This window comes from Paenibacillus sp. GM1FR (assembly GCF_002803315.1).
In the GTDB taxonomy this organism is placed as follows: Bacteria; Bacillota; Bacilli; order Paenibacillales; family Paenibacillaceae; genus Paenibacillus; species Paenibacillus amylolyticus.
Genome location: NZ_MKZL01000011.1, coordinates 219149 through 236781 on the forward strand (window position 1 = coordinate 219149; position 17633 = coordinate 236781).

At 48.2% G+C, this 17633-nt stretch carries 13 protein-coding genes; all 13 read left to right on the forward strand.

What is annotated here, in order from left to right:
• The first annotated feature begins 581 nt into the window (after positions 1-581).
• The 13 genes from pyrR to PAEAM_RS31585 all read left to right on the forward strand — a co-directional run bounded on the left by pyrR (position 582) and on the right by PAEAM_RS31585 (position 17605).
• Entirely contained in the window at positions 582-1145 is a 564-nt protein-coding gene (pyrR, locus tag PAEAM_RS06940; protein WP_017687330.1) for a bifunctional pyr operon transcriptional regulator/uracil phosphoribosyltransferase PyrR, read from the forward strand.
• Positions 1145-2056 (forward strand): aspartate carbamoyltransferase catalytic subunit, encoded by a 912-nt coding sequence (locus PAEAM_RS06945; protein WP_036674848.1) that lies wholly within the window; start codon positions 1145-1147, stop codon positions 2054-2056. Before pyrR ends, PAEAM_RS06945 begins: the two co-directional genes overlap by 1 nt.
• Positions 2057-2182: 126 nt before the next feature.
• Positions 2183-3487 (forward strand): dihydroorotase, encoded by a 1305-nt coding sequence (locus PAEAM_RS06950; RefSeq protein ID WP_036614813.1) that lies wholly within the window; start codon positions 2183-2185, stop codon positions 3485-3487.
• Positions 3488-3911: 424 nt separating this feature from the next.
• Entirely contained in the window at positions 3912-5054 is a 1143-nt protein-coding gene (gene carA / locus PAEAM_RS06955; RefSeq protein WP_047843735.1) for a glutamine-hydrolyzing carbamoyl-phosphate synthase small subunit, read from the forward strand.
• 1 nt (position 5055) lies between these two features.
• Positions 5056-8274: a carbamoyl-phosphate synthase large subunit gene (gene carB / locus PAEAM_RS06960; RefSeq protein ID WP_100527071.1), complete on the forward strand. Its 3219-nt coding sequence runs from the start codon at positions 5056-5058 to the stop codon at positions 8272-8274.
• A 103-nt stretch (positions 8275-8377) separates the two neighbouring features.
• The gene (gene pyrF, locus PAEAM_RS06965) at positions 8378-9118 is read left to right on the forward strand and encodes an orotidine-5'-phosphate decarboxylase (RefSeq protein ID WP_100527072.1); all 741 of its coding nucleotides are present in this window, start codon (positions 8378-8380) and stop codon (positions 9116-9118) included.
• Entirely contained in the window at positions 9115-9756 is a 642-nt protein-coding gene (pyrE, locus tag PAEAM_RS06970) for an orotate phosphoribosyltransferase (RefSeq protein ID WP_036614805.1), read from the forward strand. Before pyrF ends, pyrE begins: the two co-directional genes overlap by 4 nt.
• A gap of 272 nt (positions 9757-10028) precedes the next feature.
• The gene (locus PAEAM_RS06975; protein ID WP_100527073.1) at positions 10029-10976 is read left to right on the forward strand and encodes an ABC transporter ATP-binding protein; all 948 of its coding nucleotides are present in this window, start codon (positions 10029-10031) and stop codon (positions 10974-10976) included.
• Positions 10939-12048, forward strand: a complete 1110-nt coding sequence (locus tag PAEAM_RS06980) for an efflux RND transporter periplasmic adaptor subunit (protein ID WP_036614803.1) — start codon at positions 10939-10941, stop codon at positions 12046-12048. The genes PAEAM_RS06975 and PAEAM_RS06980 overlap by 38 nt, the downstream gene beginning before the upstream one ends.
• The gene (locus tag PAEAM_RS06985) at positions 12048-14969 is read left to right on the forward strand and encodes an ABC transporter permease (RefSeq protein ID WP_100527074.1); all 2922 of its coding nucleotides are present in this window, start codon (positions 12048-12050) and stop codon (positions 14967-14969) included. Before PAEAM_RS06980 ends, PAEAM_RS06985 begins: the two co-directional genes overlap by 1 nt.
• 2 nt (positions 14970-14971) lie before the next feature.
• Positions 14972-15835: an ABC transporter ATP-binding protein gene (locus tag PAEAM_RS06990; protein WP_036614799.1), complete on the forward strand. Its 864-nt coding sequence runs from the start codon at positions 14972-14974 to the stop codon at positions 15833-15835.
• Between the two features lie 20 nt (positions 15836-15855).
• Entirely contained in the window at positions 15856-17307 is a 1452-nt protein-coding gene (locus PAEAM_RS06995) for an ABC transporter substrate-binding protein (RefSeq protein WP_047843731.1), read from the forward strand.
• A 106-nt stretch (positions 17308-17413) separates the two neighbouring features.
• Entirely contained in the window at positions 17414-17605 is a 192-nt protein-coding gene (locus PAEAM_RS31585) for a hypothetical protein (RefSeq protein WP_047843730.1), read from the forward strand.
• Positions 17606-17633 lie beyond the last annotated feature (28 nt).

The following is a 17633-nucleotide window of genomic DNA, read 5'->3' on the forward strand; positions in this document are numbered from 1 at the left end:
TCACTTGGTACTAATTCAGAGCCTTCATATATTGCGTAAAATGAAACTCACTGTCTGTTCTAAAAAGAAGTGTTTTATCTCTTTTGAGCACAGTACGAGGTTTATTTTGGTTATATCAAATTTCTCATTTGCCTATGGATAAATATGCAGAAATGTTGTATAATTATGAATAACCAATGAGATGTATTGTGCATGGATGTTTTTCAGCCTAACTGCTGATTCTAAGAAGAACGTAGCAGAGGGTTTTCACCTGCGATGGTGAGGTGTTGACAGGGGGTTGTCTTTCTGTCATAATTCATGAAGATAAACGGACATATTGATTACAGAACCCTGTGAGGTCCTGCAATATGAACGACATGAATAGCACCTTTAAATCAGTCCCGTGAGACTGGCAAGGTAACGTGAACGATACATCGTTTTTTTGCTGCGGCAAATGAAGCGATGCATCCCCGAGAGTAAACTTTCTTCAGAGCGGTCTGAAGTTCGGAGACTCCTTGCCAATAAACACGGCAAGGAGTCTTTTTTTTTCTCCTCGTCACGGGGCCATGATGCTGAAGGGAAATCCTGAGGAGGCTGAACGCATGAGCACAGAGACACATGTCATTATGGATGAGACGGCGATCCGCCGCGCATTAACACGGATTGCCCATGAGATATTGGAGAAAAACAAAGGAATCGACGATTGTGTGTTGGTCGGTATCCGTACACGCGGGGTTTACCTTGCAGAACGGATTGCCGCCAAGATTGAAGAAATCGAGGGCGCCAAAGTCCCCTGGGGAGAACTGGATGTGACTCCTTACCGCGATGACCGCTTGGACGAAAATAAAGCGAATCGCAAGGAAATGTTGATTATGACACCTGAATCACTTTCGATCCATAACAAAAAAGTGATTTTGTTCGATGATGTGCTCTATACCGGACGGACGATTCGCGCAGCGATGGATGCCCTGATGGACTGTGGAAGACCGCAGAACATTCAGCTGGCTGTACTCGCAGACCGCGGACACCGGGAACTTCCGATTCGACCTGATTTTATCGGCAAGAATGTGCCGACTTCCAAATCAGAGGAGATCGAAGTTGCACTCATGGAAACGGACGGACAGGATGAAGTCAAAATCACTCAGAACCGGGGGGAGCAAGCATAATGATTACACAGACAGCATTGAGAGACCGAAGCTTGCTTGGACTGAAGGAACTTAGTCGAGGAGAAATCGAGTCCATTCTGAACCGTGCGGCTCACTGGGAAGCGCAGAAAGAGAAGTTGGTTCCTGTACTGGAATCACGCTTTGTTGCGAACATGTTCTTCGAGAACAGCACACGTACCCGCTTCTCCTTCGAAATGGCAGAGAAACGCCTGGGCGCACAAGTACTGAACTTTACGGCAGCCGCATCCAGTGTGGAAAAAGGAGAGTCCATCTACGATACGGTACGAACACTTGAGTCGATGGGCATTGATGCAGGCGTGATCCGGTTGAAACCGGCAGGCGTTCTGCAACAACTGGCTCAGAAAGTGAATGTACCACTCGTGAACGCCGGAGATGGCAACAATGAGCACCCCACACAGGCACTGCTGGACCTCTACACGATGAGGAAAGCATTTGGCGAACTGAAAGGTTTGCGTGTTTCCATCATTGGTGACATCCTGCATAGCCGTGTAGCGCGTTCCAACCTGTGGGCACTGCAAAAGTTTGGTGCAGATGTACGCTTCTGTGCTCCGCAAACGATGCAGGCACCGGAACTCGCAGAGCATGCTCCTTATGTCGGTCTTGAAGAAGCGCTGGATGCAGATGTAGTCATGATGCTCCGTGTTCAACTGGAACGTCATCAACATGGCTTAATTACTTCAGCTGAGGATTATCGCGAACACTACGGATTGACGGAAGAACGGGCATCACGCCTAAAACCAAGCACCATTATCATGCACCCTGCTCCAGTGAATCGCAACGTCGAGGTAGATGACGCGGTTGTGGAAAGTGAAGCATCGCGGATCTTCCCGCAGATGGCAAACGGCGTTCCAATCCGCATGGCGGTTATGGAACGTGCGATGAAACTGTAACAGGGTCTGGCTGTAGGTCATAGGCTGGCGGTACGGTAGTTCTTATAGAGCAATAAGAGAGTACACGATAAAGAAAATCATCCGGCTTGCCTGGTAAGCCGGACAGAACCGAAGCGGAGGGCAATTATGCTACAGATTATAAAAAACGCAAACGTCTTGAACCAACAAGGGGAACTTGAACGGAAAACCATCATTATAGATGAAGGTAAAATTAAAAAGATCGCTGGTCTGGAAGACCAAGCCGTACTGGATGCCGAAAAGTCAGCGCAAAGTGTGACAGACGCATCAGGCAAACTGGTCATTCCGGGATTGATCGATATGCACGTGCATCTGCGTGAACCTGGATTCGAACACAAAGAGACGATCGAGACAGGTGCCCGTTCAGCAGCACAAGGTGGTTTTACAACAATCGCTTGCATGCCGAACACGAGACCAGTTACAGATACAGCGGAAGTTGTGAAACTGGTATTGGATAAAGCCAAAGAAGCTGATCTGGTTAAAGTGTTGCCTTATGCAGCCATTACAAAAAATGAACTGGGTCGTGAACTTACCGATTTTGCCGCATTAAAAGAAGCAGGCGCTATTGGATTCACAGATGACGGTGTAGGCGTACAAAACGCTCAAATGATGAAGGATGCCATGAGCCTCGCAGCAAGCATGGATATGCCAGTGATCGCTCACTGTGAAGATGACTCACTGGTTGTTGGTGGATATGTGACGGAAGGTGAGTTTTCAAAACGTCACGGCATCAAAGGAATCCCAAATGAATCTGAAGCCATCCACGTTGGCCGTGATATCCTGCTCGCAGAAGCAACAGGAGTTCACTACCATGTCTGTCACGTAAGTACAGAGCAATCGGTTCGCTTGATTCGTCTAGCGAAGTCCATCGGCATTAAAGTAACTGCTGAGGTGTGTCCGCACCATCTGGTGTTGTCGGATGAAGATATCCCGGGCATGGACGCCAACTGGAAAATGAACCCGCCGCTGCGCTCACCACGCGATGTGCAGGCGTGTATCGAAGGCTTGCTGGACGGCACGCTGGATATGATCGTAACTGATCACGCGCCACACAGTGAAGAAGAGAAAGCCAAAGGCATGGAGCTGGCACCTTTCGGAATCGTTGGATTCGAAACAGCCTTCCCGCTGCTGTACACCAAGTTTGTGGAAACAGGACTCTGGAGCTTGGACTTCCTGGTGAAACGTATGACAGCTGATCCGGCACGTGTATTCCGACTGGATACAGGCAAACTGGAAGAGGGAGCACCAGCCGATATCACGATGATTGACCTGAACGAGGAAAAAGCGGTTGATCCTGCAACGTTTGCAACCAAAGGAAGAAACACACCATTCACAGGCTGGAAGCTGAAAGGCTGGGCCGTACAAACTTGGGTGGATGGCAAAAGCGTGTGGAATAACACGGTACAACAGTAAAACGGTATCTCAGTAAATTAATAAAACAGTAACTCTATATCTTTAACTCTTTAAAACAGTAACAGTAATTCTTAACTCTTAAATCAACAAGTCATTATAACTCTAAATTTACAACTTCTACACAGTAACATCTTTTCAACTAACTCGAGGCAAATTATGCCGAGAGTCTAACATACGAAACAAAGCAAAGTTGAATGTCATGATTTTGAACTTGGACACCAACGTAACTGCGGAGTGGGCAGAAAGAACCCGAAGAAGCAAAGCGTTCGCCTTTATCACCGGATTACTCCATTTGAAGAATGGGATCAAAGTAATCCGGGGATAACAGCGATCAAAGGGTTTTCTGCCCACGGAGCCGCACGAAGTTTCCAGAAAGTTCAACCCAATGCATTCAACGTTGATAAACACAGAGGAGTGAAATGGGATGCAGGCACAGGCAAGATTATTGTTGGAAGACGGCACACTGTTCACCGGGAAAGCATTTGGTGCTGAAGGTGAAACTACAGGTGAGGTCGTTTTTAATACGGGAATTACAGGCTATCAAGAGGTGCTTTCGGATCCTTCCTATTGCGGTCAAATCGTAACCATGACGTATCCGCTGATCGGAAACTACGGCATTACGCGTGATGACTTTGAGTCGATTCGTCCATACGTACACGGTTTTGTTGTGCGTCGTCATGAGCCAACGCCGAGTAACTGGCGTGCGGAATACAGCGTAGACAATCTGCTCAAGGAATACGGCATCGTAGGAATCAGCGAAATTGATACACGCATGTTGACTCGCCGGATTCGTCATCACGGCACAATGAAGGGAATTCTCACAACAGGATCGAAGCCTGTGGAAGAACTGCTGGAGATGATGGGAGACACCACTATCGCCGAGCTGCGTAACCAGGTGCCAATGACTTCTACAGAGCATGTCTACAACAGCCCGGGAACAGCTGAGCGTATTGTGCTCGTGGATTATGGTGCTAAAACAGGAATCTTGCGCGAACTCAGCAAACGTAACTGTGACGTTGTTGTTGTTCCACACGATGTAACAGCAGACGAGATTCGTCGCTTGAACCCGGACGGTATTCAACTGTCCAACGGCCCTGGGGACCCGAAAGACGTACCTCACGCAGTTAACATGATCAGTGAATTGCTTGGCGAATACCCGATCTTCGGTATCTGCCTGGGTCACCAGTTGTTCGCACTTGCAGCAGGAGCAGACACGGAAAAGCTCAAGTTTGGACATCGCGGAGGAAACCACCCGGTGAAAGAACTGGAGAGCGGACGTTGCTTCATCACATCCCAGAACCATGGATTTACCGTAAACGAAGAGTCTGTGAAGAGTACAGACCTGGAAGTTACACATATCAACAATAACGATAAGACCATTGAAGGTCTGAAACATAAATCATTCCCGGCATTCTCGGTTCAATATCACCCTGAAGCAGCCCCGGGTCCTTACGATAACAGCTATCTGTTCGACCGTTTCATCGAGATGATTCGCGAGCACAAGATCACTAACCCGCAAAAGCCGCGTCAAGCCGTATTGGCAGCCGCAGTGAAAGGAGCACAATAACATGCCGATTAACAAAGATCTCAAAAAAATCCTGGTGATTGGTTCCGGTCCAATCGTCATCGGTCAAGCGGCCGAGTTCGACTATGCCGGTACACAAGCTTGCCAGGCTCTGAAAGAAGAAGGCGTGGAAGTTGTACTTATCAACAGCAACCCGGCGACCATTATGACGGATACAAACATGGCTGACAAAGTCTACATTGAGCCAATTACACTGGATTTTGTAACCCAAATCATTCGTCAAGAGCGTCCAGATGGCTTGTTGCCAACACTGGGTGGTCAAACAGGTCTGAACATGGCTGTAGAGCTGGCTCGTGCTGGCGTGCTGGAACGTGAAAATGTGAAATTGCTCGGAACACAGCTGACATCCATCGAGAAAGCGGAAGATCGTGATCTGTTCCGTGACCTGATGCGTGAATTGGAACAACCTGTACCAGAGAGTGTCATCGTAACGACACTTGAAGAATCACTTGAATTTGCGAATGAGATTGGTTATCCAATCATCGTGCGTCCAGCCTATACACTGGGCGGAACTGGCGGCGGAATCTGTGCGAACGAAGAAGAACTTCGTGAGACGGTGGCAGCGGGAATTCGTTACAGCCCGATTGGGCAATGTCTGGTCGAGAAGAGCATTGCAGGTATGAAAGAAGTCGAGTATGAGGTTATGCGAGACAAAAACGATAACTGTATCGTTGTCTGCAACATGGAAAACTTTGACCCGGTAGGTATTCATACAGGTGACAGTATCGTCGTAGCACCAAGCCAAACATTGTCGGACCGTGAATATCAAATGCTGCGTTCAGCTTCCCTGAAAATCATCCGTGCCCTGAACATCGAGGGTGGATGTAACGTACAGTTTGCACTGGACCCACACAGCTTCCAATACTATGTTATCGAAGTAAATCCACGGGTAAGCCGTTCATCGGCTCTGGCTTCCAAAGCAACGGGTTATCCGATTGCAAAAATGGCTGCCAAAATTGCCATGGGTTACACGTTGGATGAAATCGTGAACCCGGTAACAGGCCAAACGTATGCTTGCTTTGAGCCTACACTGGATTACATCGTGAGCAAAATCCCACGCTGGCCGTTCGACAAGTTCATCTCGGCGAACCGTAAACTGGGAACTCAGATGAAAGCAACAGGCGAAGTAATGGCTATTGGCCGGACATTCGAAGAGTCGATTCACAAAGCAGTTCGTTCCCTGGAAATTGGCGTACATCGCCTCTACCTGAAGGATGCCGAAACGCTGGACGAAGCTACCCTGAACGAGCGTCTGATCAAAGCAGATGATGAGCGTATCTTCCTGATTGCCGAAGCGTTCCGCAGAGGTTATACGTTGCAACAGCTACAGGATCTGACCAAGATTGACTGGTGGTTCCTGGACAAAATCGAAGGTCTGATCGCATTCGAAGATCGCATTCGCGAAGAATCCGAATTGTCTTCCGACATTCTGTATCAAGCGAAACGCCTTGGATTCACAGACCGTGCCATTGCTGAACTGCGTGCGCAAGGTCAACCAGGAGGCACATTAACAACTGAAGCGGAAGTTAGAACTCGTCGGGAAGCAGAGAACCTGCGCCCAGTGTACAAAATGGTAGATACATGTGCGGCTGAGTTCGAAGCAACAACGCCATATTACTACTCAACTTACGAGACAGAAAATGAAGTTATCCCTTCAGATAAGAAAAAAGTTGTGGTGCTGGGTTCAGGACCAATCCGGATCGGTCAAGGGATTGAGTTTGACTACTCTACTGTACACGCAGTATGGGCATTGCAAAAAGCAGGCTATGAAGCAGTCATTATCAACAATAACCCGGAGACGGTGTCTACGGACTTTAATACATCGGATCGCCTGTACTTTGAACCGCTCTTCTTCGAAGATGTCATGAACGTGATTGAACAGGAGAAACCAGTAGGGGTTATCGTACAGTTCGGTGGTCAAACGGCCATCAACCTGGCAGCACCACTGCGTAATGCAGGTGTAACCATTCTCGGAACGGATCTGGAAAGCATCGATGAGGCGGAGGATCGCAAGAAGTTCGAGCGTCTGCTCTCCCGTCTGGAGATTGCACAGCCAAAAGGTAAAACGGTCATTTCCGTTGATGATGCGGTAGAAACAGCTCAAAGTCTGGGCTACCCGGTACTGGTTCGTCCTTCCTATGTACTCGGTGGTCGTGCGATGGAGATTGTATACTCCGATGCTGAATTGCTGACATACATGGAACAGGCGGTTAAAATCAATCCAGAGCATCCGGTCCTGATCGACCGTTACATGATGGGTAAAGAAGTTGAGGTTGACGCCATCTGTGATGGTGAAACGGTATTGATTCCGGGAATCATGGAACATATCGAGCGTGCAGGGGTTCACTCTGGTGACTCCATCGCGGTATATCCTCCTCAACATCTGTCCCAGGATTTGAAAGAGAAAATTGTAGAGATTACAATCAAAATTGCGAAAGAACTGAAAACGGTAGGTTTGGTCAACATCCAGTTTGTTATCCATGATGGCCAAGTGTACATTATCGAGGTGAACCCGCGTTCATCCCGTACCGTACCATTCCTGAGCAAAGTAACCAACATTCCGATGGCGAACTTGGCAACACAAGCCATTCTGGGTGTGAAACTAAAAGATCTTGGTTATGTTGACGGGCTGTGGCCTGAATCGGATCATGTATCTGTTAAAGTTCCGGTCTTCTCCTTCGCGAAGCTGCGTCGTGTAGAACCAACCCTCGGACCTGAGATGAAGTCTACAGGTGAGGTTATGGGCCGTGACCCGAATTACGCTAAAGCGTTGTTCAAAGGTCTCATCGGTGCAGGAATGAAAATTCCGGCAACCGGAGCGATCGTAGTAACTGTAGCAGACAAAGACAAAGACGAAGCGGTTCCTTTGCTCGAAGGTTTCTACAGACTGGGTTACAAAATCATGGCTACCGGCGGAACAGCAGCTGCGCTTGAAGCAGCGAACATTCCGGTAACGACTGTGAACAAATTAAGTGAAGGTTCGCCGAACATTCTGGATATGATCCGTAGCGGTGAAGCAAACTTTGTCTTCAACACACTCACCAAAGGCAAAACACCGCAACGTGACGGATTCCGAATTCGTCGTGAAGCGGTAGAGAACGGCATTGTATGTATGACTTCACTGGATACGATTCGTGCGCTGCTGATCATGCTGCAAACGATCAACTTCTCTTCGGAAGCAATGCCTGTCTCTGTAAAATAAATAAGTCTCTGATGAAGGACATCAGTCAGCCCGCGGGCTGGCGGGATGTCCTTTATATCGGGCAAAAACGGAAAAAATGAGCAAGTGGAGGGGAGCGCTGGTGATGAATCAAGCGAGTTTCAATGAAATGGCTGGCCGTCTGATGGTGGCACTGGATTATCCTGGAGCGGAAGAAGCTCAAGAATTGGTACAAGCTCTTGAGGGCATTCCCTGTTATCTCAAGGTGGGTATGCAGCTGTTCTACGCAGCAGGACCTGACTTTATTCGGGAGCTGAAATCCAAAGGCTACTCCGTTTTTCTGGATGTGAAAATGCATGACATTCCCAATACCGTTCGTGGCGGAGCTGAGAGTATCACACGTCTGGGTGTAGACATGTTCAATGTACATGCAGCGGGTGGAGCCCTCATGATGCGTGCTGCACGTGAAGGGGCTGAGGCAGCTATAGCTGCTGATCCTTCTCTACAGAGACCTGAGATCATTGCAGTCACCCAACTGACCAGTACAAGTCTGGAAACGATGAATAACGAGATTGGCATCCCGGGAAGTGTGGAAGCTGCTGTGGTCCGTTATGCAGGACTAGCCCAAGAGGCCGGACTGGATGGAGTTGTTGCTTCTCCACTGGAAGTGCCCGCAATTCGGGCAACGTGCGGCAGTGCTTTTCACACCGTTACACCAGGAATTCGTCCAGCGGGTAGCGGTCTGGGAGATCAGACACGCGTCTTGACGCCAGGTGAAGCCATCGCCAAAGGCAGTCATTACATTGTTGTAGGCAGACCCATTACAGGCGCTCCCAATCCGCGAGAAGCGGTAGAAACCATTTTGAAGGAGATGTTGAACGCATGATCGAACTGAATGAGATTCCGAATCATATTGCTTCCCAACTTTTGAAAATTAAAGCCGTGGCGTTACGTCCGCAGCAGCCATTTACATGGACATCCGGCATCAAATCACCAATATACTGTGATAACCGCTTAACGATGTCCTATCCGGAGATTCGCAACGATATTGCTGAAGCATTTGCAACAATCATTCGGAACCAGTACCCGGATGCAGAAGTCATCGCAGGTACAGCAACCGCAGGTATTCCGCATGCTGCCTGGGTGGCTCAGAAGCTGGATCTGCCGATGGCCTACATTCGTGATAAAGCGAAAGGACACGGCAAGGAGAACCTGATCGAAGGTCTGATTACCGAAGGACAGAAAGTGGTTGTCATCGAAGATCTGATCTCTACAGGTGGAAGCTCGATCAAAGCAGCCGAAGCCGTACGTGTAGCAGGCGCAACACCTCTCGCCGTACTTGCCATTTTCAGCTACCAGCTGGATAAAGGTGTTAAAGCATTTGAAGATGCTGGAATTCCACTTCAGACGTTGTCCAATTACACGGCGCTGATGGATGTGGCTTTGGCTCAGGGAACGATTCAGGAGAGTGATTTTGAATTGCTTAAATCCTGGCGTGAAGATCCTTCTTCATTTGGTAAATAATATCATTGATACCTCGAAAAAATGTTCAGGAATGAACGGTATCAAAATTGTAATGATTGCCGTCATAGCGGCAAAACCATCGAATATGCAAGAGGCATCCCGCACTTTGGGGTGCTTTTTTCGTTTGTTCATCAAAATATTAACTTTTTCCCTCTACCGTTGTAAAAAGCTTGTAACTTTTAGTTGGGATCGGTCGTTTATAATTCAGTGTAGGATGGAACAGATTTCTAATTTTAGGTTTTTTGAAGAAATGAACGGGACTTCAAGAAAGGATGAGCGTGATTGCTGGCATGAAGAATTTATTTCTCAGAAAAAGACCTGCCAAGAGCCAGTCAGGCGATGAACATCAACAGGGGGAAACGCCGTTGGAGGCATCGACGGAGTCGGGGGAAAATACATACAACAATGAACATGATTACCCGACGAGTAAACCTCCGTTACCTGAAAGTGAAATCGCTTCAGATGAAGTGGCTGCAGCTACTGTCACTACCGTTGATGAACCCCAGAAGAAGATCAAACCAAAGAAGGATATGCTGCCTCCATATGATGGACCTGTACTGGAGGTGCGTAACGTACATCGCAGTTTCCAGACAGGCAGTCGCATTATCCATGTGCTCAAAGGCATTGATATGGAAGTGAATCCGCAACAACTGGTCATGCTGAAGGGGCGATCGGGCTCAGGCAAAACAACACTGCTGAATATGCTCGGTGGACTGGATCAGCCTTCAAGTGGAGACATTCTGTTCTCTGGTCAGCCTCTTCAGGATTGGGGAGACCGGCGGCGGACCGCTTTGCGGCGCAAAGAGATCGGTTTTATTTTCCAGGCGTATGCACTCATGCCCTTATTATCTGCTTGGGAAAATGTAGAACTGTCGCTGCGCATGGCGGACGTTCCGCGAGCGGAGTGGAAGGACAGGGTTGGTCACTGTCTGGATCTGGTTGGACTATCCAAACGGGTGAAGCACCGACCTTTCGAGATGTCCGGGGGAGAGCAGCAGCGGGTGGCTATAGCCAAGGCTATTGCCCATAGACCCAGATTGTTGCTTGCGGATGAACCTACAGCTGAACTGGATTCCAAGATGGGCGCTCAGGTCATGGCCGTATTCCGCAATATTATTGAAGTAGAACAAGTAACAATATGTATGACTACACACGATCCTACAATTTTGGAGGTTGCGGACCATGTTTATGAAATGGCGGACGGCAGATTTATCAAGTAAAGGGGCCGCTCCGAAGAGGGGGAAACGCGCAGCGATTATTGTACTCGGTGCGATAATGGTTGCAACGATGTCCGGCTGCTCATTGCTGCCGTCAGAAACAGAGGAAGAAGTGCTTCCGCCTATTACACCACCGACGATCTCCAAGAAACCGGAATATGAAGTCCGGACGGAAACGTTGGAGAAAAAAGTAAGTGGCAGCGGCAAGATGATGAGTCAGCGGGAAGAGAAGGTGTACTTCACGCTTGATGGCATGCATGTCAAAGAGTTAAATGTTAAACCAGGGGATAAAGTGAAAAAGGGTCAACTTCTTGCTGTCCTCGATGTGGAGAGTGTAGAAAAGGAGATCCGTGGCAAGAAACTGGCTATTCGCAAATCCGAAGTTCAAATGAAGGAAACACTCCGCAAGAAGGATGAGATGGACCCGGTAGAGTTCGAAGAATCAACGATTGCGTTTGAAGAACTACGCCAGGAACTCGCTGATCTGGAGGAACAACTGGGCAAAGCCACGTTGACAGCTCCGTTTGGCGGCACCGTTATTGCAGTGCAGGTAGAGAAGGGTGCAACCGTGAAAGCGTATGATCCGATTGCTACGATTGCGGATACATCGAATCTGGTTGTGGCAGCTACCTTTGCCAAGGAAGATCTGGAGAAGTTCTCGGCCGGTATGAAGGCAGAAGTAGATATTAATGGAGCTGGTAAAGTCGCTGGCAAAATTAAAGTTATGCCTATCGCGGAAGCATCGGGAAGCGGCAGTGGCGAAGGGACGGGTGAAGGCGGTACGCCTCCAACCAAGGAAACGCTGGATAAGTATGTCATCGTTACACTTGCAAAAATGCCAAAAGGCGTCGAACGTGGCACACCACTATCGGTCTCGATTGTAACGCAGCGTACCGAGAACGCAATTGTGATTCCTGTATCCGCTTTACGCTCCATCGGTTCAAGAACGTATGTACAAGTGGTGGAGAGTGATGGCAGCAAGCGTGAAGTGGACGTTGAAGTTGGACAGCAGACATCGACAGATGTCGAGATTCTGAAAGGTCTGACCGTAGGTCAGAAAGTAGTGGGACGCTAATGGGGCTGCCATTGCTTCGGCTGCTGTTCCGCAAAATGTGGAACACGCGCTGGATGACCTTCAGCACACTGATCGGATTGATTGTGGCGGTAGCGTTCACCGTCAGTATTCCAATGTATGCCGATGGTGCGTTGAAACGGGTCGTCGCGCAAACGCTGCAGGATAACAGTGAAGGGTTGCCAGCCGGTTCGTTGCTGATGAGTTATCAGGCACCTGGTGGCGTGAAGACAGACACACGGGGTCTGGATGAAGTAGATCGTTATATTCGTGAGGATGTCCCTCGCGACATAGGGTTTCCTTTTCATACGTATGTGAATTCGAGATCCATTCGCAGCACAGAAGTGAGCCCGGAAGATCCAACCAAAGTGGATGCCAGCAGGGCGCGCAGTATGAGTCTGGGCACGATGAGTGGACTGGATGCACAGGTGAATTACTCTGCCGGGGTGAAACCTGGAAACCAGGTCAAAGATGACACGATCGAGGCAGTCATGTTGGAAGAGGGTATGTACCGTAACGACCTGCATATCGGCGATATTCTGGAATATCCGGTGTATAGCGGTCTTGATATCACGTTACGTGTAAAGATTACGGGGTCCTTCAAGGCAGATGATCCAAACAGCCCTTACTGGGTACAAGGATTTGACGGCATGATGAATGGACTATATGTGGATGAATCGGTTTTTAATGATGTTTTACTGAAGGAAAAAGGGATTCCACTTCAAAATTCACGTTGGTATTATGCCTTTGATCTGAAAGAAATTCAAACCAGCCAGTTATCAGGTCTGACTTCCATGCTGGAAAGGCTGGATATCGATCTGTACCAGCGGCTGAAAGATACAAAAGTGGACATCACCTTTGGTGATCTGCTTAAGCAGTTCCGCAGTCAGAGTCTGCAACTGCAGACGATGTTGTTTACCTTGGCAGCACCGATGATTGCGATGGTCTTTTATTTTATTGCCATGAATGCCAGACAGTCATTACAGAAGCAAGAGAGTGATATTGCGGTATTGCGCAGCCGTGGAGCTTCAGCTCGACAGATCTTCTCTCTTTATCTGCTTGAAGGTATATTCCTGGGCGTTATTGCGTTGATTATTGGGCCGTTGCTTGGTTGGTTTATGGCCAAGAGTATTGGCTCAGCAAGTGGCTTTCTCTCGTTCGTAGATCGGAAGTCTATTCCGATCGGTGTATCAAAAGAAGCTATTCTCCTGGGTGTAGCAGCGGTCCTTGTTGCGATCATCGCATCACTTATCCCTGCGATAACCTATGCACGGGCAACCATTGTATCAGCCAAGCGGCGACAAGCACGTACAGACCGCGCTCCAGTATGGCAACGCTGGTTCCTGGACGTTGTGTTGCTGGGTCTGGCTGGATATGGATACTACCTGTTCTATGAACGTCAGATGTTGACCTTCCAGACCGGAATGACAACCGATCAGTTGCAGGTACAGCCGTTTCTGTTCTTTGTACCCGCACTCGCGATCTTTGCGCTTGGACTTTTCTTCCTGCGCTTGTTCCCGTGGATTTTAAAGCTCATTCAGCTGATCGGTCGCAAGTTTCTCCCGGTCCCGTTGTATCTGACATTAACGCAGCTATCGCGATCATCTTCTTCCTATTATCCGCTGATGATCCTCCTTGTACTGACACTGGGACTTGGGGTGTACAACTCGGCTGCGGCTCGGACGATTGATCTGAATTCCACTGAGCGTACCTTGTACCGTTATGGTTCTGATGTGATTATGCAGACTGTGTGGGAAGGAACACCTGAGGTTAAACCCGGTGGTTCCGGACAGAATGGCGGTACTGGTGGAGGTCAACAAGGTGGTGGCAATGGAGGAGGAGGTTCTGCTGGTGGTGGTTCCGGCGGAGGCAATGGCGGTGGAGGTGCTCCAGGTGGTGGTGGTGGTTCTTCGCAGCCATCCAAAGTCATCTACTCCGAACCTCCATTCGAAGTGTTCCGCAGATTAGACGGGGTTGAACATGCAGCAAGAGTACTGCAGACTAAAGGTAATATTATCGTCTCTGGTAAATCGGGCGGACAGGGGATGCTGGTCGGAATTGATAATGTGGACTTTGCTCAAGTAGCATGGTTCCGCAACGATCTGTTCCCGGCACATCCCTACAAGTACCTTGACTTGCTTGGTAAATATGAAGGGGCTGTATTGATCTCCTCCAAATTTGCTGACAAGTTCAAACTCAAAACTGGAGACCTCGTCTCTATGGGTGTACAGGGACAGGCGATTGAATTCGTCGTGTTCGGGATCATTCCTTACTGGCCAGCCCAGTATCCAGATCAGATGCCATTCTTCGTGGCTAATCTGGATTACATCTATGATCAGGTGCCTCTGATTCCTTATGAGGTTTGGCTGAAAATGGAACCGGATGCCAAAGTGGCTCCTTTAATGGAGAAACTTGCAGCAGAAGGCATTGAGTTATCGTCTGTGCGTGACGTACGTACCGAATTGGTATCTCAGGGGAAACATCCATCAAGAGGTGGTGTATTCGGAATTCTGAGCCTTGGGTTCCTGGTATCAGTTATTATCTCATTGATCGGATACGTGCTGTACTGGTTCTTCAACCTGTCCGGACGTGTTGTGCAGTTTGGTGTATTACGAGCCATGGGGTTATCACGCGCACAACTGAGCGGTATGCTGCTGCTGGAGCAGGTGTTCACAGCGGGGTTATCGATCCTGCTAGGTATTGGGATTGGTCAGGTATCCAGTCGTTTATTCCTGCCATTCCTACAAACGACGGATAATGTTTCTGCTCAGGTACCTCCGTTCCGGATTGTGTTTGAACAGCAAGATATGTTGCAACTGTATGGGGTCACCGTAGTGATGCTGGTCATTGGTGCAACGATGTTACTCTGGCAGATTCGCAGATTGCGGGTTCACCAGGCAGTCAAAATGGGAGAGGAGAGGTAAACGTGATCCAATGCGAAGGACTTGTCAAAATTTTTAAATCCAGCGATGTGGAAGTCGTTGCCCTTCAGGGCCTCAACCTGACTGTCAATCAAGGTGAAATGATGGCGATCATCGGTAACAGCGGTAGCGGTAAATCCACGCTGCTGAATATTCTGGGCGGGCTTGATCGTCCTACAGCTGGTACGGCTGTTGTGGGAGACTGGGATTTGCTCAAGATGACAGATGCCCAATTGGTCGAATACAAACGTCATACGGTAGGTTTTATCTGGCAAAATAACGGTCGTAACTTGCTGCCTTATCTCACTGCACTGGAAAATGTGGAGACTCCCATGATTCTGGGAGGCAAGCGTGATCGTGCTTACGCAAAACAGTTGCTCGAATGGGTAGGCCTTAAGGATCGGATGCATAACAAATTGCATCAATTGTCAGGAGGAGAGCAACAACGGGTAGCGATTGCGATCTCATTATCCAATCGTCCCAAAATTCTGCTTGCAGATGAACCTACCGGTTCGGTCGATTCCGAGACATGTGATACAATCATGGGCATTTTTCGAAGAATGAACAAGGAACTCGGCGTTACGATTGTCATCGTTACCCATGACTTGACGCTTGCTGGCAAGGTGGACCGGATCGTTGCGATTCGGGACGGCTTGACCAGTACCGAGTTTGTGAAGCGCAACCCGAATCTTGATGATGAGCACAACTTGTCCGAGGCGGGTATGCCAGACATCCATGAAGCATTTGTCATTATAGACCGTGCAGGACGACTTCAGGTGCCAAAAGAGTATCTGGAGGCCTTATCCATTGATAACCGGGCGACATTGGAATTTGACGGTGAACGTATTGTCATTACACCGCCAAGATAATTAAGAGGGGGAACTGGGAAATGAAGAATAGTATGTGGGGAAAACGTGTGCTGGCTGTCATCGCTACTGCGACACTAGCACTGCCGCTGATTGCCGGCTGTACGGCAAGTGAGGCCAAGGATACGGAGCAGCGTGTATTACGTGTGGCTACGTTGTGGGGAGGACAGGATGACAGTTACTTCCGTCAGCAATTTACCGATGCTTTTGAATTGACACATCCCAATGTAACCATCGAAATTGTAGCTGCTGTTGATCAGAGCAGTATGTATGGGTATGGCAACACGGAAGAACAGCCAGAAGTTCCAGATACAATGGAAAGTCTGAAGAAGATTATGACTGGGGATAACCCGGTTGACGTTATCGTGGCCGATACCGCCACAGTGAAATCATTAATTCAGGAGAATCTGGTGAAACAGCTGGACCCTTTGATGCAGGAAGATAAGTTTGATACCAGTGATATTGTGCCTAGTGTACTGGAGGGAATTAAGGACCTTGGGGATCAGAGCATTTATGCATTGACACCAACGTTCTCCTCATCGGCTTTGTTCTATAACAAGGGTATGTTTGAAAAAGCAGGCGTGGAACCGCCAACGGACAACATGACATGGGACGATATTTTCAATCTGGGTACCCGTCTAACGAAAGGTGAAGGTAAAGATCATGTATTTGGTTTCTCCTTCACGACATATCAGGGTGGTTCGCCGTACTACTCCATGCAGCAGTACTACAGCTCGTTGCAGCTGAAGACGTTTGATGACAAAGCAGAGAAGATGACAGTAGATTCTCCTCAATGGGAGAAAGTGTGGAGCACCATCAGCAAACTTGCGATTGACAAAGTTATTCCTAAAGGCGACGAACCGCAGGATCAGAATCCGAATGGACGTTATGATCCAGTACAGGGTGACCTATTCCTGAGTGGCAAGTCAGCCATGGTTATTGGTGATTACAGCTATATTAATCAATTAATTGATGCCAATAAAAATGCGGATAAAATGAAAGACTTTACGAAAGTGGATTGGGATGTGGTAACACCTCCAGTTCACCCGGAAGCTCCTGAAATTGGAGGTAGCATCTACCTGAGCAACCTCATGGCGATTAATAGTGCGGCTCAGAACCCGGATGATGCGTGGGAACTGATCAAGTACATGAACAGTGAGGACTGGGCTAAGATCAAAGCACGTAGCAGCTATGAGATGGTATCACGGAAGAGCTTCATTAAGCCCAAAGACGGCCTGGATTATAACATTCAAGCTTTCTATGCGCTGAAGCCGATTCCGCCAACAAATACCAATCTGGATAAAATGTATCAAAAATCCCCAGGCTTATGGCAAGTGAATGAAAAAGGTATGGAATATTTCAACCAAGTACTAGAGAACAAAAAGACACCAAAAGAAGCGCTTGGTGAGTGGGCAGCTAAAGGAAACGAGATGCTGGAGAAATTGAAAAAGGATCCTAAAGCTACGTTTCAATGAGATTTGATGAAGTAGTCATATCATAATTTAAGGATAGCCGCTGAAGATTTTAATCTTTGGCGGCTATTTTTATGAAAATGGGGTATTCTACAAAAAGCAGGAATAAATGACGACTCCGGAAAGGACGAGCGGTATGCACTGGGTATATTTCAGCAAGTTGTATGCAACCAAATTTCAGGCAGGATGTCTGGCCAAACGTATGGAGCAGGATGGGTGGATTTACGGTCATAATGAACCAGCGGAAGTGGAAGTTTATCGATCACGTAAAGGACGTTATGGTGTACGTTTTATTCCCTGACATTACCCCTTGACTTATTGGGATAGAA